Consider the following 18,842-nt stretch of genomic DNA (forward strand, 5'->3'; position numbering starts at 1 on the left):
CGGAATTGACTGTCAGGAGGAATCAGTTACGCTATACTCAGGATGAAATAAACTTGTATCAAAGCGTTACCATAAGGCGAAAACATGTCAACACAGAACGCACTGCTGACTATCTTAACGGAAAAGATTAATAACGATACACTCGTATTACCCACGCTACCTGCTATTGCATTGAAAGTGCGCAAGGCTGCCGACGATCCGGATATCAATCTCAATGAAATGGCTGATGTGATTGGTCAAGATCCGTCATTAAGCGCGCGGATGATAAAAATTTCCAACAGCGCTTATATGAGCCGCAGTGTCAAAGTCAGCTCGGTTAACCAAGCTGTAACCCGAATTGGTTTGAGACAGATTAAGAATATTTCAACAGCATTGGCGATGGAGCAACTGTTTGTTTCAAAAAACGCATTGGTTGCTGACTATATGAAGCGCGAATGGGAAAAGACAGTGGATGTTGTAGCTAATGCCATGGCAGTACTACAAATTTATATTAAGCGGACCAAAAAACGCGACCTGTCCCTGGATTCAATGACTTTGGCTGGTTTGGTCGCGAAAATTGGGGTTTTACCAATATTAACCGAAGCTGAGCGTCATTCGGAAGTCTTCGCTAACCCTACTTTTCTGGAGGATGCGATCGATAAGATGGCCGGTAAGGTTGGGGCTAACATCATGACTGCATGGGGGTTCTCGAAAGAGTTTACCGAAGTATCGGAGAGCTGGCGTGATTTAAGTGTACTCCCACCACAGTTGAGCTATTTAGACTTCGTCCGTGTTGGAGCCGCGGTGAGTGGCCAGATGGAGAGCCAGAAAGATGCCGTGATGAATTTGGCTATTCAGCGCGGTGCATTAACTGATATCCATGAACTGGATAGTGACGAATTCAAAGAAATGCGTGATAACGGCAAACTGATATTTGCATAATGCATAAAAAAGGCGACTAAAGTCGCCTTTTTTAGTTGTCCAACTCTACGTTAAACGCTTCTTTTAAGGCACTGATAAGCGCTATTACCTCACCTGACATTAATGCAAAGTCTGCATCCAGCTTAGCCGCAATTTCGTCTTTTGGAATATCGGCATTTTGCTCTTTAACGACATCGGTAAATTTGACCCGTTTTATCGAGCCATCTTCCTGTAATACACAATTAATACGTTCATCCCACTCAATTGCCAGTTTTTGTACTAGTTTACCCGCGTCGATATGGTGTTTGATTTCATCACTCGATAGGTCCTGGTTCTTACAGCGAATAATTGCAGCATCTTCATTGATTGACTTTAGCTCTGCTTCTTCAAGGACTTCGAAGTTTGCGGGTGGCTTGCTGCTTAACCAATGAGTCAACTCGCCTTGCAAACTGCTTCGAATTAGCGGTACTACGGGTAATGAGGAAATAGCTTTACGCACGTGAGCAAGAAAAGCTTCCGCTTGGCCGTCTGCACTGGCATTCACGATAACTAGATCGTGCTGGGTTGAGATAAACCCGTGAATATAGCTGTTTTTGGTAAATGCCTGTGGCAACAAGCGAGTTTGGATTTCCTGACGCAAATCAGTCTGAGCTTTTTTGCCAACAGGGCTTCCTGTTTGTGCTTCTATTTCTGCAACTTTTTCTGCAAGCTCAGCATTGACAACTGCGGCGGGTAATAAGCGTTCCTGCTTTTTAAGACATATCCAATAATTGCCGTTAACTGCGTGGCTTAACGCCACTGCGCCGCGCATCCCTGCACCTGCGAAAGGCGCTTCAAATCCCATCGTGGCAGTTTCCTGTGAACCGCAAGGGCGAAAGGCATATTCAGCGAGCGCCGATTCGAGCGCTTCTGGTTCGAGACTAACAGGTGAGGTTAATGCATAGACTTTAAGATTTTTAAACCACATAGAACAACAATACACAAATTTTTACGGGCGCGCAGGGTAACATGTTTGGCGCTTACGAGGGACGAAAACCGCGAAAAAATTGCTACTACAATTAGCGGCGTGGGAAGCGGATGGTATAACGCAAACCGTGACCAGGCTTAGAATCAGCATGAATCTGGCCATTCAATGTTTGAGTCACCAAATTGTAAACAATATGTGTGCCTAAACCGCTACCACCTTTGGCTCGCTTGGTCGTGAAGAAGGCGTCAAATAGGCTTTCTAGATGTTCGGGTAACAGGCCAACCCCATCGTCGGTATAGATCATCTCGATTATATCTTCGTCCGTTTTGACATCGATATTGATTTTACCATTAACCTTGTGCTCAAAGCCGTGCATCACCGAATTCATAACTAAGTTAGTGACAATTTGAGCTATTGCACCAGGTGCACACAACACCTCCAACGATGGGTCACAATTAACATTAATTTCGTGATGCGCATGTTTAAAACTGGGTTTTAGCGATTGAATTATTTCGTTTAAGTAGCGAGCGAGATTAATCATGCGCTCTGCTTCACTGGTTTGATCCACCGCTACTTGCTTAAAGCTGGCGATCAGTTCAGACGCGCGATTTAAGTTGTTCATCAGCAACTGAGAAGTCTGCGTTGCTTCATTGATAAAGTTACTCATTTGCGACTGTGTAATGGACTTATCTTCAAATGCCTCTTGCAGCGTTTTTATCCGTTCTTGTAAGAAGCTCGCAGCAGTAACGCCAACACCTAGTGGTGTGTTCACATCATGAGCAATACCGGCAACTAAACCGCCCAATGATGCCATTCGCTCAGATTCGATTAGTTGGTTTTGTGCCGCCTGAAGCGTTTCCATTGAGCTCGCTAATTCGTCATTGCGTTTACGTAACTCTTGCTCTACGAACTGACGATTATCGATTTCTTGACGCAAAGACAACTGCTTGCCGAGTAATTCATCTTTTTGCGCCTCAAGATCAAGCATAATTTGACTCATTGCAGCCGTTTTTTTCGCGACCTCTTGTTCCAGCAATAAGTTTTGGTCGTCGAGTTTGCGGTTCGCTTTGGTAAGATCGGCTTGGGCTTGACTCAATTGCTCTTGGGATGCAATCAAGTCGTCGATTACTTGGTTATAAGACAATTGCAATAGCTTCAGTTCGTTATTATCGTCTACCTGAATATCGATTTTGCTGTCATCTAGATTATTCGGATCGAAGTTCTGCATTTGCTCGGTAAGAGAGCCTAAAGGCGCCGATAGCATTTTTCGGAAGGCGGTTAAAAACAGAAAGATTAAAAATGCGGTTTTGACAAATGCATTTCCGATCAAAAAGAAAATCCCGACTTCAATACGACCAAAAATGATTTCGAAGCTCGAATACAACGTCACATCACCAACTTGCGACTGGCGACCAGAAAACTCAAATACTAATGGGAAGCTATATCCGAATAGTCCACCGGGGTGATTGCGAAAACCTTCGAGGCCGACTGCCGCAGCTACTTGTGGAGCGGTAGAACCCAAATCAACAACGTAGGTACCGGCTTCATCGCGAATTTGTACGCCTTCAACAATCGGCAACTCCATCAGTCCTTGTGCAATAGAGATGGCTTGGGGCGTATTAAGTTCCCAAATTGCGCGTGTCAGACTAATGCTAAAGGTGTTTTGTAAAGTTTGCAGCTCGCTCTCGATTTGTTGCTTGGTGCTCGCATATTCCGCAATGATCTGCGTAACCGTCACGATTAACGTCAATACGAAATAGACCGAAAAAACTCGGGTAAGTAGTTTTTTCGAAAGGCTGGGTGAGCCTAGCGCCATGTTGTCCCTTATACTCTGCAACAATCAATACGAGTACCTGAAGAATATGCACAAATGGCTAAATAAACAAGGTTTGTGAGTACGTTTGCCATATTCAATTTCGGCTTGTGCTTGACACAGTGTTTGATTCAATTTAATAAAAGTGTCACATAGCACAACAATAATAGCGGCGTTTTTATGAACAGAGCGAAGAAAATGTCACGCACAGTACTGCTAGTTGAGGATGAAGCGCCAATCAGGGAAATGTTAAAGCTAGTGTTAGAGCAAGCTGGTTTTAATATTGAGGAAGCAGAAGATTTTGATATTGCCCAAGACAAAATTAAAGAACCTTATCCGGATTTAATTTTACTCGATTGGATGCTTCCAGGTGGCAGTGGGGTGCAGCTAGCCAAAAACCTTAAGCAACACGAGTTTACTCGCGACATTCCAGTGATCATGTTAACAGCCCGAGGTGAAGAAGATGACAAGATCCGTGGACTGGATGCAGGCGCTGATGACTACATCACCAAGCCGTTCTCACCGAAGGAATTAGTCGCACGGATCAAAGCGGTAATGCGCCGCGTCACACCAACATCAAAGGAAGAGCCGATTGAGTTTAATGGGCTAGTACTAGAACCAATCTCACATCGAGTCACGGCAAATGATAGCCCGCTGGATATGGGACCTACCGAATTTAAACTGCTCCACTTCTTTATGTCACACCCGGAGCGCGTGTATAGTCGCGAACAATTGTTGGATAACGTTTGGGGCACCAATGTTTACGTTGAAGACCGTACCGTCGATGTGCATATCCGCCGTCTACGCAAAGCGATTGGCGAGTTTGGTCACGATGCGATGATCCAAACCGTGCGCGGCGCTGGTTACCGCTTTTCAGCCAAGCTATAATAGGCAAGCCGTCCATCACATTGTGAGGCCTTTGTGTACTATCCATTTTCGTGGTTAAAAAGTGTCGGGATTGTCATTTTCTATCTATTTGTATTCGCAGTCTTCGGCTGGTATCTCGATGCGCTGATTAACACCTTGGCTATTGGTGCTCTGGGGCTGTTGGGCTGGCATTACTGGCAGCTGTACAAACTGAATAAATGGTTATGGCACAGTAAAAAGATGTCGCCGCCTACTGCCATTGGCATATGGGAGCACATTTATGAAGGGATATATCATCTATCGCGCCGCAACCGCAAAAAGCGCAAAGAATTAGGCGAGCTGGTAAAACGCTTCCGCGAAGGCTCCGAAGCCCTCCCCGATGCGGCTGTAGTGGTTGATGAACAAGCCAAAATTGTTTGGTGTAACCGCTTGGCGCGCATCGATTTAGGCCTGCGCTGGCCAGATGATGCAGGTCGACGCTTAGACAACTTGATCCGCCACCCCAAATTTATCGAGTATTTCCATGCCGGTAACTATCGCTATCCCATCGAAGTACCGTCGCCGGCCAATGTACGCAAAACCTTTGAATACCGGATTATGCGCTATGGCGAAGATCATCTGCTACTGATTGCTCGCGACGTTACTCGGGTGTCGCAACTTGAAGATATGCGCAGAGATTTTGTCGCTAATGTATCCCATGAGTTGCGCACGCCGCTAACCGTTATCAACGGTTATTTAGAACTATTGCCCAACGATCCGCAAAGCGATCCGCTTACATCCAAAGCGCTCAAAGAAATGGCTTCACAAACACTGCGGATGCGCAACTTGATTGAGGACTTGCTGGTTCTGTCGCGGATTGAATCGAGTGCTGAACGGATTTACGAGAACACCGTAGATATCCCAGCAATGCTTAACACGATTAAAGTTGAGGCTGCAACGCTGAATCAAAACCATGGTCATACGATCAACTATCACATCGATACTGATATTGAGGTTTTCGGGGTTGAAACTGAGCTGCGCAGTGCATGTTCAAACTTGGTGTTTAATGCTATCAACTACACGCCTAACAACGGCACTATTGATGTGTATTGGCAGCGTCACAAAGACGGGGTGCGCTTTGCGGTGCGCGATAACGGCGATGGTATTGAGGAAAAGCATTTGAATCGACTTACTGAGCGTTTTTATCGCGTGGACAAAGCGCGTTCGCGTAAAACCGGTGGCTCAGGGTTGGGGTTATCAATAGTCAAACACGTACTCAACCACCATAACTCTAATTTAGATATCACCAGTGTGGTCGGCGAAGGCAGTGAATTTGCATTCGTACTTTCAGCCGAGCTGATAAAACAGCCGGAGGTTGTAACGGAATGATGCGATTGCTAGTTTCGGGAGTTCTTATCCTATGGGCGACGGCTGTGTTTGCTGAACCTGAGCAAGCCTTGCCAACCTATGATCGATATCCTGGCGTTGACGGCAGCATAACTTCGGTAGGGTCAGATACCCTCGCTAACCTATTAGCCTTATGGTCACAACAGTTCAAAACTTATTACCCGCATGTGAAAATTCAAATCCAAGCATCAGGATCATCTACTGCGCCTCCGGCATTAACCGAGGGTACCGCGACTATTGGGCCGATGAGCCGCGGATTGAAAAGTAGTGAAGTCGCTGCCTTTCAGCGCCGTCATGGTTACGAGCCTACAATGTTGTTGGTCGCTGTAGACGCTATTGCCATTTTTGTCGATCGCAAAAACCCAATTAATGCACTGACATTACAACAAGTCGACGCGATTTTCTCAGCGACCCAGTTTTGTGGAGCGCGTCACCCGATCGATAATTGGTCACAACTGGATGTTAATTACCTAGGCGGCGAATACGGTATTCGAATGTATGGGCGAAATTCCGTATCGGGAACTTATGGTTTGTTTAAAGAAATGGCACTGTGTGAAGGGGACTTTCGCTCCACAGTGAATGAGCAACCGGGCTCATCATCTGTGGTCATGTCCATTGCTTCAACCAATGGCGCAATAGGTTATGCAGCCTATGGCCACAAAATTGCCGGTGTTAAGGCGTTGGCTATTGGAACTACGTTAGACACTGCTGTAGCGCTAACCGGCGAAAGTGTTCGCTCCAGGCAATATCCGTTCACACGTTTTTTGTACATTATGATCAACAAAGCACCGGGTGAGTCACTACCAACTTTACAACGCGAATTCTTGCGTTTTATATTGTCAGCCGAGGGGCAACAATTAGTCAGTCGCGATGGCTATTTCCCGGTTTCAGCGGACGTGATTGAACGACAGTTGAAAGTTATCCAATAGGCGTAAAACCCTCTCTTAAATACTTGTAAGTCTCTACTTGTGCTTCACAAAACGTGACAACGAGACGCATAACGAGCGCCTTTTATTAAACTTTTGTGACAATTACGCCCTGTAACAAATGTGTCACTTAGCTCCAGTAATCTTTCGGCGTTTTTTAAAACTAAACTGATTCTCGTATTGGAGTTAAGAATGCAAGCCAAGCACTTTTTTAAAGCCTCAGCAATCGCTACGGCACTTGTTTTAGCCGGTTGTGGTGGTGATATCAACATCAGCGAAGGCGATATCGATAACAGCGTCGTAAATAATACTACTAATAACAATGCACCTGATCCTACGCCTACACCAACGCCAGATGACACTGCGCCAGGCGAAGCTAGCACATTCTTAAGCAATGAAGTTTCAGCAGCATTCGGTCGAGACGTTGCAGTACGCGTACTCACCGGTCGTTTGACCGACGCAGACGCCACAAACGGGAAAGTTACCTTAACTAACGACACGGTATGGGCGCTTGAAGGTCCTGTATTTGTGGGTGGTGACAACGAAGACAGCACAGTACTAGAAATTGAAGAGGGCACGATACTCTTTGGTCGTACGGGTAGTGATTACTTAGTGGTAAGCCGTGGCTCACAAATCGAAGCCATGGGTACCGCTAATGCTCCAGTGATTATGACGTCTTTTGCAGACGTACTTGGTGACGAAGTTGGCGCAGGTCAATGGGGCGGAATGGTTATCTTGGGTAACGCACCATCAAACAAATGTCCAGTAACCGGTGAGTGTTCACTTCAGGTTGAAGGTGTACAAGAAGGTGCGGTATTCGGTGGTACTGACGAAACTGATAACTCAGGTATTCTTAACTATTTAGTGGTTAAATATGCGGGCTTTGAAGTAGCACCAGATAATGAGCTAAATGGTATCACGTTCGGCGGTGTCGGTTCAGGTACAGAAGTTGACTACTTACAAGTCCACGCCAACGCAGATGACGGCGTAGAATTCTTCGGCGGTAACGTAAATGTTAAACACTTAGTGTTGACTGGTATCCAAGACGATAGCATCGATTGGGACAACGGTTTCCAAGGTAAGATGCAGTATGTGTATGTAGAACAAGATCGCGCTTCTGGCGACGCTAACCGCGGTATCGAAGCCGATAATGATGGTTCAGTACCTGATATCGAGCCACAGTCGAATCCAATGATTGCAAACCTTACCATTATTGGTAACAACTTCGACGGTGAAGACGATTCAGAAGGTGTTTACCTGCGCGAAGGCACGGGAGCACAAATCTACAACATGCTTGTAACTGGCCCTGATGGCATGGGTGAGTGTTTCGAAGTTGAAAATTCAACGGAATCACAAGCTAACCTTGGCGACGGCACAATTACTATCAGCAACTCAGTAATCGCTTGTGCAAATGGCGAAAACTTCAAAGCAGACACTGCTAATGGAGCAGTTGATTTAGAAGACTGGTTCTTAAACACGCAATCTAACAACTTTGTTTCAGAGTCTGTTGGCTTGAACAACGATGGTACACCCACTGCAGAAAGCCCGCTTTTAGGTGCAGGTACTGATGCATCTCAAGTTGATGGTTTCTTTGAAGCGACTGATTTCATTGGTGCATTAGACAACGGCAACGACTGGCGTCAAGGCTGGGCATTTGGTTTCGGCGGTGGCGAAGTTGGTGTCGTGGTGACTGAATCAGGTTGCCCGGCGGGTACAACGTCAATTGCCCCTGTAGATGGTTCAACGACTACTTGTCAGGTTTCTGGTCGTATCACATCTGATCTTCGTTTGACTGCGGGTAACTTATACGCACTTTCAGGTGCAGTATTCGTGGGTGGTGACAACACTGACAGCGCAACATTGACCGTTGATGCTGGCGTAACAGTATACGGCGCTTCGGGTAACGATTACTTAGTGATTAGCCGTGGTTCAGAAATCAATGCTAACGGCTCTGCAGCTGCACCCATTACCTTCACTTCACGCGATGACGTACTTGGTAATGGCGGAGAAGCGGGCCAATGGGGTGGTATGGTTATCTTGGGTAACGCACCATCAAACAAATGTCCGGCAACGGGTGACTGTTCACTACAAGTAGAAGGTGTACAGGAAGGTGCAGTATTTGGTGGTAACGCAACAGACGATAGCTCAGGTACATTGCGCTATGTACGTGTTATGCACGGTGGTTTTGAAATCGCACCGGACAACGAACTAAACGGTGTTACCTTCGGTGGTGTGGGTTCTGGTACTACCGTTGAGTATCTACAAGTTCACAAAAACGCAGATGACGGTGTTGAGTTCTTCGGCGGAAACGTTGACGTTAAATACTTAGTATTAACAGACGTTCAAGACGATAGCATCGATTGGGACAATGGTTTCCAAGGTCGCATTCAATACGTTGTAATTAAGCAAGCGACTGATGACTCTGATGCAAACCGTGCTATCGAAGCGGATAACGATGGTTCTAACCCTGCGATTGAGCCACAGTCTAACCCTTCAATTGCTAACGTCACTATTATCGGTAACAACTTTGACGGTGAAGATGATTCAGAAGGTGTTTACCTACGTGAAGGTACTGGTGCACAGCTAGCTAACTTCATCATCACTGGTCCTGCGAGCATGGGTGAGTGTTTTGAAATCGAAGGTTCTGCTGAATCACAAGCTAACCTAGGTGACGGCACAACAACCTTCACTAACTCAGTTATCGCTTGTGAAAACGGCGAAAACTTCAAGTTCGGTGACAGCGATGTTGATTTGGAAGACTGGTTCTTGAACGTTCAAGCGGGTAATTCTGTTGAAGCCAATGGAGCAGTGGTACTTGACGGTATCTTTAGCATCAGCGGTGCAACGCCAAAAGACTTCTCTGGCGATACGTTCTTCGATAACGCTGACTTTGTTGGTGGCGTTAAAGCTGACGCTAACTGGACAGCTGATTGGACTGTAGGTCTTGAGTAAGGTTTGTTATTAACAACTTTAGTGACAGTGCAGCGCATCCATTGATGCGCTGTATCTATAATAACGCTTTTATATGAGGTTAATAATGAGCAAACCAGCAGAACGTTTTCCGTTAAATCGCTTAACTCTAGCGATTGCTACGGGTCTGTTGTTGCAACCCGCCGCGTTTGTTGCCCAAGCGCAAACGGCAGCGCAAGATGAAGATCAGGTCATTGAAGAGGTTGTTTCGACCGGTACTCGTCTAAAAGGTACTGCAACAGCCGTATTGGAAGAGCGTAAGAATCAAGCGTTCGTTGCAGATATCCTTGGTGCAGAGCAAATCTCTCGTACCGGTGATGGCGATGCGGCGTCAGCGCTTCGTCGTGTAACCGGTTTGACCCTGGTTGACGGCAAGTTTATTTACGTGCGTGGTTTAGGTGAGCGTTACTCAAGCACCCAGTTAAATGGGGCTTCAGTTCCATCGCCGGATCCAACGCGTAACGTAATTCCTCTCGATTTATTCCCGTCTGATATCATTGAATCACTATCGGTACAGAAGGCTTTCTCGCCATCTATGCCGGCGTCATTCGGTGGTGGTAACGTCGATATTCGCTTAAAAACCATCCCAACTGATTTTATTTTCAATGTGGGAGGTAGTATTGGTGGTAACAGCGAGAACTTCGATGACGCCATTCAATACAGCGGTGGAAGTAATGATTGGGAAGGTCAAGACGACGGTTTCCGTGCAGCACCTGCCAGTATTGCCAATCGTTGGGAAGCACGTGACTTTTTAGATAATCTTGATCAAGCCACGGCATTGAACCTGTTTCGCGATGTACAGCGCAACTACGATCCTGTGCTAGACAGTGTTGATCCAGATGCCAGTTTTAACCTGTCACTGGGTAATAGTTTTGACTACAACGATGATCTTCGTTACGGCTTCTTGTTAACTGCGGGTTACGACAACAGTACGCAAGTATCTGAACAGTTTTTGGGCGAACAGCAGAGCCGAAACGGTGACGAGATTCGTTTTATTCGCTTCTTCGATGAAGTGCAAGCCACCGAAAAATCTGTCAAGTGGTCTAGCTTGCTGAACGTCGGTATCGACTACAAACGCAACCATCGTATTGATTACACTCTAGTTGCATTGAACGATACGCGTGATGAGATGCGTGAAAAGTTTGGTGAAACTGCCAACGTTTCTGCGGCTGAAAATCAGCGTGTACGCGACATCGAAGTGATTTACGAAGAACGTCAGTTGTATACTAATCAACTGCGCGGTGTACATACCTTCCCCGAGCTTATGTTTATGGGCTTCGATTGGAAGTACTCACTGGGTCGTTCGAATCGTGACGCACCAGGTAACTTTTCATCGCGTTTTATATTGGAAGACGCGAACGAAGACGGCATCTTTGATGTGCAAAATGAAAGTAGTTTAAGTAATGCCCCAACAGCTGCGCGCTACTCCTTCCAGGCATTGCAAGACCGCGTTGAAAACTACGGTTATAACTTCAACTTACCTGTGTATGAGGGCAAGTGGGAGATGGAGTTTAAAGCCGGTGCTGATTTTATTACCAAGTCACGTACTGCTGATAACCGCCGTTTTGACATCAATACGCGAGCATTTGCTGATTCAAGCTTACTGCAAGGCTTTCGATTCTCTGACATTGTTAGTGACGACGTCTTAGCGGTTGCCGAATTTACCAACCAGCCAATCATTCGTGATACTACAATTGCGGGTGATGATTACGTTGCCGGTCAAAAAATTGATGCATACTACTTTGAGGCCGATTTGTTTTATGACAATAAGTGGCGGATCAGTGGTGGTGTGCGCTATGAAGATTTCCGTCAGGCCGTTGTACCTTTTGATCCGCGCACTAACCAAATCGACATTATCGATGGTGCTGATCGAAGTCAGCTAGCCTTTACCGAGGATGCGTTTTATCCAGCCTTGGCATTGACCTACTTTGTTGACCAGAACATGCAAGTCCGTGCTAGCTTCAGTGAAACCGTCGTTCGCCCTGACTTGCGGGAAGTGTCACCAGCAACCTATTTGGATCCACTAACGGATAATCCAATTGCGGGTACACCGGGAGTACGCACGACGTCAGTAAAGAACTACGATATTCGTTGGGAATGGTATCGCGAAGCAGGCAACAACCTATCGGTAGGCTTGTTTTACAAAGACATGACTGACCCGATTGAGTCGGTACAATCACCTGCGCAGGATGGTCCGCCATTGATTCGTATTGCGAATGCTGAAACAGGGGAGCTATTCGGTGTTGAGGTTGAGTTCTTACAAGGCCTTGAAGTGATTGGTGATGGTATTTGGGACAATATGTTCTTAAGCGGTAACGTGACCTTAAGTGATTCTGAAATCAGCTTAGACCCAGTCGCGATTGAAGAGCAAACCGGCGTTTCTGCCGCGATCACGAATACTAAACGTCGGCTAACTGGTCACTCAGAGTATGTGGTTAACATGCAGTTGGGTTATGACTCCGATAATGGTGAGCACTCCGCGTCGTTGGTCTATAACGTGTTCGGTGAGCGCATTATTATTCCAGGTATCGATTTCTTCGATGATAACTTTGAACAGCCTTTCCATTCATTGGACATGGTTTATAAGTACTATCCAGACTTCAATACCACGGTGACATTCAAGCTACAGAACATCTTAGATGAATCGCGAGAGTTAGAATTTGAAGGTTTGACCTTCCAGTCTGAAACTAAAGGTGTCGGCTTTAGCTTGTCGTACAAGTACGAATTCTAATTAATCGAGTCCCATAAAAAAGCCGATGCCTTATGCGTCGGCTTTTTTTTTGCCTGAAATATTCATTTCATCGTGTAAAAGTAGTATCCCGATAACATCCTGCCTATACTGTTTGCTCTTATCTTTAACCCAGAGGAATGCGAATTGCCTGTTAGCACTACCGATACTCTGTACACATCGCAGGTGCGCGAGCTAATTAGCAGTTTTTATAACGAAAAAGGTGATATACCAAGTGTAGTCACAGATGCCATGGAGTTCTTTGCTCAATACCGTGAGCAACTGAGTCACAAAAAATCACTGCTTGAGGCGTTAGATTCAGCTGACACTGAGGATGAAAAAACCTTTGTCAGCCAGGCACTGCAGAACCTTGAGCGCGCTATTGAAACGGCGCGCAGCGTAAGAGTCCATCGGATCGAGCAATTTGCGTTGCAGCTGTTAGCGTTGAGCGAGGGCGATTCTGAATCAGAAACGCATACGGCAAGTGCTAAGCTTCTCGGTACTTTGCTATTGATCACAGCAGGCAATCAAGGCAAATTTGCCCGCCAACATAAAAAACTAAAACCCATCTACAAGGCCGTATTATCACTGCGTTTAGCTGACGCCCTTTTTAAAGAAGGCAACGTCAAACATAGCTATTTACAAGTTCATCAGCAGAGTTCGACGCGCTTCTCCGGCAATGCATATTGGCGCGCCAAGTGGCAGCGAGAAATTGCTATCCCGCTAATTAAAGCCGCATTGTTACAAGACATTGGTCTTTATCACCCCGACGCACAATCTGTGTTGTTGGGGCCAGAGCAAAATAAAGATGAATTTCGCTTACTTGCGGAAGACGAAAGAAAGCAATTGTTAAAACTCAATTTGCAGCACAGCTTGTTTTACGTGAAAAATGGTATTGGTTTACCAACCGACACGTCTTCTTCAGAGGATGAAAGCACCGCGCCAAGCCATGCTGAAAAGCAAGCCTTAAACTTTGCTCTCGAAGTGATTCAAGACGCGACCATCCTTAAGAATCATGTGGGAGATCTCATCAAGATCCCGCAAATATATGCGTCATTTGTGCTTTCTACAAAGTCTGATTATTCGCGTAAAGACCTGCCTAAGGCATATATGGTGATAAAATCGTTGATCGAGAAAGGACAATTAAACAAGCGCATCGCGACAAACTTCTTGCATATGGTTGGTTATTTCCCGCAGGGCTTTGGCATTACCTATATCGCTACTGACATGCAAGGCAATATTAAAGACGGTTATGAGTACGCGATTGTGAATCGCCTTTTTCCGGAAAATCCTGCTGAGCCAAGAGTGCGAACGGTATCGCGCAATCTGAATTTTATTGTCTCTGGCAAAAACACGGTTATCTCTCGCGACCACAATTTGTATTTCTTGTCGAATACTAAAAAAATACAACGCATAGACAAAGCACGCCTGCAAGAGCTGGTCAGCAGTCTCAGCAGCGACGGCGCGCAAAGCAATGTCGAGAACTTAGTGCCGCAGTATTGGGAGCCGCATGATTTTTTTGCTGACAAAAAGCATCAAAATCTCTGGACTACAAACCAGTAGTGAATTCCCTGTCTTAGAAATACAGCGACATGCTTAAGCTAACCTCAGTTGAAAACTGATTATCTATTTTTAGCCGCATGTCATAATCGCGATCACCGGTGAGTTTTGCTTCGCACATGGTTCTCAATCGCCTTTGATTAGAGCTGTCGACGGCTATTGGATAGGTGAACTCGCATACGGCTTTAAATTCGCCGTTCTCATATAGGGCAGAAACTTTTGGCGTAAGGTAGTAACGCTCGCCTGCGGCATTCGGTGTTTGTGCCCGCCCATCGACTTGCGCCAACCATACCCAGTTACCCCATTGAGCAGCCTTGCCCAAGCCAGACTCAACAAAGAATTCATTGCTAGGGACAACGCCATTCACATAGTTGCGGTCATTACCCAAGGTCAGGCGCCATGAATACCCGCGGTCACCGGGTAAACCGGTTGCTCCAAGTGTTAATGTCTCAATGTTTAACAATTCCAGCGACGACAACGCGATTTCGTCGCGTTGCAAGCGTATTTCGGTGGCCAACATAGACAGTGCTGAGTTAGGTAATATTCCGCCACCCGACGAGAGTAAATCGTAGAAAGCCGGTCTTAACATTAAGGTGGCAAATGCATCTTGTTCGTCGCTGTAACCCAAACTTGCTCTAACGGTTGTTGGATGATGGCTAGTATGCGGCAGCGATTTGTCTTCTGTGCCCCAATCTATCAAGCGGGGTGGCAGCTTGATCCGCGAACGTTGTAGCTCAGTTTTTAATCTGCTTGCGTGCACGTTTTGAGGCTCTAGTGTGATGATAAAGTTTAAATATTCCAAGCCGACATCGATGAGCCTGATTTGCTGCTCTTCACTTAGTGTCCCAAAGTCCACAGCCGTATTTTCGCCGCTCAGAATCGCCCGTAACTGTTGCTGCTCGTCGTGTGATAGTTGATTAAATTGATGTCTGAAACGCGCTTGCCGTGAGGGGGTGCGATTGATCTCAGCAATGGCTGTTTCACCTGTGCTGGTGGTGGCGTCTGCAAGTGCCGAAAATACACTGATAGGTAGAACAAAAGGATCACTGTTGGCAACTAAGCGCTCAGCGATTACAACTTCGAGTAGCTTGGCAATGTGATACGCACAATTGCGATGGGTAAAATAATAAGTGTACTCGGTAAAGAGCATTTCCCATGCGTGAGCGGCAACCAACAATGCTTCGCTGTTGCTGAGGTTGAGGCGATAGTCCCACAAGTCGCGCATCTCAACTTCAGCATAGTTCAGGTTATAGCGGTAGTAATGGTTAGAACTGTATTCTGCAACGTAACCCCCAGTTAGTCCCCGCAAAATATAGACAACCGGGTTTTCATTGTCGGGAACACGGGCGCCAAAATTGAGACTGTTTGTAAGTAGATCGCGACCTTCACCATTGTTTAGCTTGAATAGCAAATGGCCGTAGAAAGACGCAGGGTTTCCAAGGTAGCCATCGGCATAGACCACACTAATCGATAAATTTTGTGTATCACCTAGCCATTGAACCAGCGCCGGACAAGTTTGCAGAGGGTCAGGAATATCCTGATAAAGCTGACGCAAATACATGGCGCGCGCAGGATACTTACACAATAATAACTCGTTGCTGTTTGTTGTACGTTGTTGTGTGCGAAACGCTCGCAACGTTGCCGTGAGTTCTACATTAGGGTCTATCTGACCTTGCGGATCGATAAAAAACGATGGGTTTTCAATCTCACTCTTTTGTGCCTCTGGGTCAAAGTGTAACAAGCGCAACCATTGTTCGTCGGGTCCAATGGCCAATGCCGGTTGGGTTACAATGAAAATGCCAAATATCAGGGTTGTGAAAAGTTTGGCCATTGAATGTCCTACAATTCAGATAGAAAGGGCAGCGGAACTGCCCTTTATGGATATGCGCGAGGAAAAGGTAACTTAGCTAGCTGAACAATTTGCAGTTGCAGTTTCAGCGATGTTGAAAAGACGCTCGGCTTTTACAGTTGTTTGGTCAGCTGAACCTAATAGTTGGTCGGCAAACTCTGAACGGATGGTAGCAGAAGTTTCAGCATGAGATGCAGCATCGCAGCTCATAAGGTTTAGCATTGCAGTGATGTGTACGCCTTCACCTCGAACTAGCTCATCTTCCAAGTTATTATAGGTTTCATTGATGAACTGAGCTGTTTGGACACGAGTGCTGTTACAGCTGTCTTCAGAAGCAGAAGCAGATGTTACAGCGGTAGTACCTAAATCCCAGATAACATTAGAGATAGCAGCAGCTACACCGTTGTCAGGGAAAATCATTGCCCCGATACCACAGTCTTGCCAAGGGTTTACTTTTACTTCTTGCGCAGATGCAGCAAAACTAAACGTCAGTGCAACAGCGATACTTGCGATTATTTTTTTCATTTTATTTCCTCAAAATACTTTTAGTCCTCGCACTTCAAGAGTGCCACCGTCAGCATTTTAAGACAAGCATTGATTACTGGGTTTGCTGCCCTTAAATGACAAAAGTGTAATAAAACTGTCACAGTGTTTCTGCATACTGCCCGCAAATTTAAATAGTCGGATATTCCGACTTTTTGTTTATGTAGGAAATGCGCGTATGACGTTCAAACACATGCTTCCTAGCGCACTAATGGTGAGTGCTTTAACTATGCAACCATTATTCGCTCAAGAAGATCAGACATTACAACCTGTTGTCGAAGTTGCTCAAGAGACAAATGAGTCAGCGGCTGATTCACAACAGCGTATCAATCAAATTACCGATCAAATTGACGACAAACTGCAGCAGTTTAAAACGCTTAATAAAGAGATCGAAGGCTTGCAAGTATACAACACTCAATTGCAACGTCAGATTGATAGCCAAGAGCAAGAAATGGCTGACCTCAATGCCGCAATTGATGAAGTGAGTGTTATCGAGCGTCAAATTACCCCACTCATGCTACGCATGATCGAAGGTCTTGAGCAGTTTGTGGCACTCGATGTACCGTTTTTACCAGAAGAGCGCGCAAAACGTATCGCCGACTTGAAAGACATGATGGATCGCGCAGATGTTGCACCATCAGAGAAGTTTCGTCGCTTGATGGAAGCGTATGAAGTTGAGATGAACTACGGCAACGATGTTGAAGCCTACTCAGGTTTACACACTATTGATGGTCAGGAACGCGACGTTCAGTTTTTGCGGATCGGCCGTACTGTGCTGCTTTATCAATCGCGCGATGGCAGCTATCAAGGTCGCTGGAATCAACAGACTCGTCAGTGGGAAGAATTACCGTCAAGCTACAGCAGTCAAATTGCCAAAGGTTTGCGTATCGCCAAACAACAAATGGCTCCAGAAGTCATGATGTTGCCTGTAGCAATTACCGATTAAGAGTGTGAGATCCATGAAAAAGTTAGTTAAAAATATTTCTCTGGCAGTCGTTCTCTCATTCACGGCTACCGCCTCACTTGCACAAGGTGAGCGTGCCCTTGACCTCGACGCTTTACTCGAGCAGTTAGAGCAAGGTAAGTTTGCGCAGAGTCAGCAAAACGAAGCGCGTGAGCGTGATTTTATGCAGCGCCGTGCTGAGCAAGACCGCATTTTACGCGAGACAGTTGCACAACGCGATGCTGAGTTGGGTACGTCTGAACGTCTAGAAACACAATTCGAAGAAAACGAATTTAAAATTGCCGATCTACGCGGTGCATTGGACAACCGTTTAGGCTCATTGAAAGAATTATTTGGTGCGTTGCAGAACTCTGCCGGTGACACCAAAACGAAATTCAATACCTCAATTGTTTCTGCGCAAATCCCAGGTCGTGGTGAGTTCTTAGAAGAGCTAGCACAGCAAATGGGTAACAGTTCGAAACTCGCGTCAATCGAAGAGATTGAGCAGGTTTGGTACGAAATTCAACGCGAAATGACTGAAGGCGGTAAAGTCACTAAATTTAACGTCGATGTCGTTGAAGCTGACGGCACTAAAGTCAATAAAGAAGTGACTCGCGTAGGTACCTTTGCATTGGTTGCCGATGGTAAGTACCTAGACTACAACAGTACTACAGGCACAGTGTCTGAGTTGTTGCGTCAGCCTGCTGACCGTTTCTTGGCGAGTATTGTCGACTTGGAAAATTCTAACGGTGAAGCGGTAGCCTTTGGCTTAGATCCTTCGCGTGGTTCAATCCTGCGTCTATTGGTTCAAGCTCCTAACTTAGAAGAGCGTATTCACCAAGGTGAGCTGGTAGGTTACATCATTATTGCCGTCGGTATCGTTGGTATTGTAGTGGCCATCTGGCGCTTCTTCGCATTGATGATGATTAGCGCAAAAGTTAAGCGTCAGCTCAAATCTGACACATTTAGTGACAACAACCCGCTTGGCCGTGTGATGCAAGTGCGTGACAAGTACCCAAATGCTGATACTGAAGCACTTGAACTGCATCTGACCGAAGCTATTTTGGGTGAAGTACCTAAGTTAAGTCGTTTCTTAGTGTTAGTTAAAATGATTTCAGTAGTAGCGCCATTAGGCGGTCTATTGGGTACGGTAACCGGTATGATTGTGACTTTCCAGCAAATCACCTTATTCGGTGCCGGTGACCCGAAAATCATGGCGGGTGGTATTTCGTCGGCATTGATTACCACGGTATTGGGTCTGGTTGTCGCAATCCCGACGTCACTGTTATACGCCTTGCTTAACACGCAAAGCAAAAATATTGTGAGCATCCTGCAAGAACAAGCGGCTGGTGTTATTGCAGAGAGAGCTGAACGCGCCGAGCGAGCTTAA

At 46.0% G+C, this 18,842-nt stretch carries 13 protein-coding genes; 9 read left to right on the forward strand and 4 right to left on the reverse strand.

Features of this window, described 5'->3' with window-relative positions:
• Window positions 1–84: 84 nt before the first annotated feature.
• Window positions 85–921, forward strand: a complete 837-nt coding sequence (locus tag QTP81_RS14190; RefSeq protein ID WP_289366405.1) for an HDOD domain-containing protein — start codon at window positions 85–87, stop codon at window positions 919–921.
• Between the two features lie 31 nt (window positions 922–952).
• Here QTP81_RS14190 and rdgC read toward each other — a convergent pair whose 3' ends face one another.
• The gene (rdgC, locus tag QTP81_RS14195) at window positions 953–1,867 is read right to left on the reverse strand and encodes a recombination-associated protein RdgC (RefSeq protein ID WP_289366406.1); all 915 of its coding nucleotides are present in this window, start codon (window positions 1,865–1,867) and stop codon (window positions 953–955) included.
• Window positions 1,868–1,958: 91 nt separating this feature from the next.
• Window positions 1,959–3,683 (reverse strand): sensor histidine kinase, encoded by a 1,725-nt coding sequence (locus QTP81_RS14200; RefSeq protein WP_289366407.1) that lies wholly within the window; start codon window positions 3,681–3,683, stop codon window positions 1,959–1,961.
• A 195-nt stretch (window positions 3,684–3,878) separates the two neighbouring features.
• Between QTP81_RS14200 and phoB the strand changes: the two genes are divergently transcribed.
• From phoB to QTP81_RS14230, 6 genes are all read left to right on the forward strand, one after another.
• On the forward strand, window positions 3,879–4,568 hold the full coding sequence (gene phoB, locus QTP81_RS14205; protein ID WP_289366711.1) for a phosphate regulon transcriptional regulator PhoB: 690 nt from the start codon (window positions 3,879–3,881) through the stop codon (window positions 4,566–4,568).
• A gap of 33 nt (window positions 4,569–4,601) precedes the next feature.
• Entirely contained in the window at window positions 4,602–5,915 is a 1,314-nt protein-coding gene (gene phoR, locus QTP81_RS14210; protein ID WP_289366409.1) for a phosphate regulon sensor histidine kinase PhoR, read from the forward strand.
• A complete protein-coding gene (locus QTP81_RS14215; protein WP_289366713.1) occupies window positions 5,915–6,862 on the forward strand; it encodes a PstS family phosphate ABC transporter substrate-binding protein in 948 nt (315 codons plus the stop codon). Before phoR ends, QTP81_RS14215 begins: the two co-directional genes overlap by 1 nt.
• 189 nt (window positions 6,863–7,051) lie before the next feature.
• A complete protein-coding gene (locus QTP81_RS14220) occupies window positions 7,052–9,811 on the forward strand; it encodes a beta-helix domain-containing protein (protein ID WP_289366411.1) in 2,760 nt (919 codons plus the stop codon).
• 85 nt (window positions 9,812–9,896) lie between these two features.
• A complete protein-coding gene (locus QTP81_RS14225) occupies window positions 9,897–12,560 on the forward strand; it encodes a TonB-dependent receptor domain-containing protein (protein WP_289366412.1) in 2,664 nt (887 codons plus the stop codon).
• Window positions 12,561–12,704: 144 nt separating this feature from the next.
• The gene (locus QTP81_RS14230; protein ID WP_289366413.1) at window positions 12,705–14,120 is read left to right on the forward strand and encodes a hypothetical protein; all 1,416 of its coding nucleotides are present in this window, start codon (window positions 12,705–12,707) and stop codon (window positions 14,118–14,120) included.
• Between the two features lie 13 nt (window positions 14,121–14,133).
• Here QTP81_RS14230 and QTP81_RS14235 read toward each other — a convergent pair whose 3' ends face one another.
• Together QTP81_RS14235 and QTP81_RS14240 are read right to left on the reverse strand one after the other, a co-directional pair.
• The gene (locus tag QTP81_RS14235; protein ID WP_289366414.1) at window positions 14,134–15,948 is read right to left on the reverse strand and encodes an Lnb N-terminal periplasmic domain-containing protein; all 1,815 of its coding nucleotides are present in this window, start codon (window positions 15,946–15,948) and stop codon (window positions 14,134–14,136) included.
• A 72-nt stretch (window positions 15,949–16,020) separates the two neighbouring features.
• Entirely contained in the window at window positions 16,021–16,491 is a 471-nt protein-coding gene (locus QTP81_RS14240; protein ID WP_289366415.1) for a DUF3015 family protein, read from the reverse strand.
• A 211-nt stretch (window positions 16,492–16,702) separates the two neighbouring features.
• Between QTP81_RS14240 and QTP81_RS14245 the strand changes: the two genes are divergently transcribed.
• Together QTP81_RS14245 and QTP81_RS14250 are read left to right on the forward strand one after the other, a co-directional pair.
• The gene (locus QTP81_RS14245; RefSeq protein ID WP_289366715.1) at window positions 16,703–17,455 is read left to right on the forward strand and encodes a DUF3450 domain-containing protein; all 753 of its coding nucleotides are present in this window, start codon (window positions 16,703–16,705) and stop codon (window positions 17,453–17,455) included.
• Between the two features lie 13 nt (window positions 17,456–17,468).
• On the forward strand, window positions 17,469–18,842 hold the full coding sequence (locus QTP81_RS14250) for a MotA/TolQ/ExbB proton channel family protein (RefSeq protein ID WP_289366416.1): 1,374 nt from the start codon (window positions 17,469–17,471) through the stop codon (window positions 18,840–18,842).

Source organism: Neoalteromonas arenosi (assembly GCF_030362855.1).
Classification (GTDB): domain Bacteria; phylum Pseudomonadota; class Gammaproteobacteria; order Enterobacterales; family Alteromonadaceae; genus Alteromonas_E; species Alteromonas_E arenosi.

Coding starts and splice junctions, on each gene's coding strand:
- QTP81_RS14190 (WP_289366405.1), top strand. CDS start 85: ATGTCAACACAGAACGCACTGCTGACTATCTTAACGGAAAAGATTAAT.
- rdgC (WP_289366406.1), bottom strand. CDS start 1,867: ATGTGGTTTAAAAATCTTAAAGTCTATGCATTAACCTCACCTGTTAGT.
- QTP81_RS14200 (WP_289366407.1), bottom strand. CDS start 3,683: ATGGCGCTAGGCTCACCCAGCCTTTCGAAAAAACTACTTACCCGAGTT.
- phoB (WP_289366711.1), top strand. CDS start 3,879: ATGTCACGCACAGTACTGCTAGTTGAGGATGAAGCGCCAATCAGGGAA.
- QTP81_RS14215 (WP_289366713.1), top strand. CDS start 5,915: ATGCGATTGCTAGTTTCGGGAGTTCTTATCCTATGGGCGACGGCTGTG.
- QTP81_RS14220 (WP_289366411.1), top strand. CDS start 7,052: ATGCAAGCCAAGCACTTTTTTAAAGCCTCAGCAATCGCTACGGCACTT.
- QTP81_RS14225 (WP_289366412.1), top strand. CDS start 9,897: ATGAGCAAACCAGCAGAACGTTTTCCGTTAAATCGCTTAACTCTAGCG.
- QTP81_RS14235 (WP_289366414.1), bottom strand. CDS start 15,948: ATGGCCAAACTTTTCACAACCCTGATATTTGGCATTTTCATTGTAACC.
- QTP81_RS14240 (WP_289366415.1), bottom strand. CDS start 16,491: ATGAAAAAAATAATCGCAAGTATCGCTGTTGCACTGACGTTTAGTTTT.
- QTP81_RS14245 (WP_289366715.1), top strand. CDS start 16,703: ATGCTTCCTAGCGCACTAATGGTGAGTGCTTTAACTATGCAACCATTA.
- QTP81_RS14250 (WP_289366416.1), top strand. CDS start 17,469: ATGAAAAAGTTAGTTAAAAATATTTCTCTGGCAGTCGTTCTCTCATTC.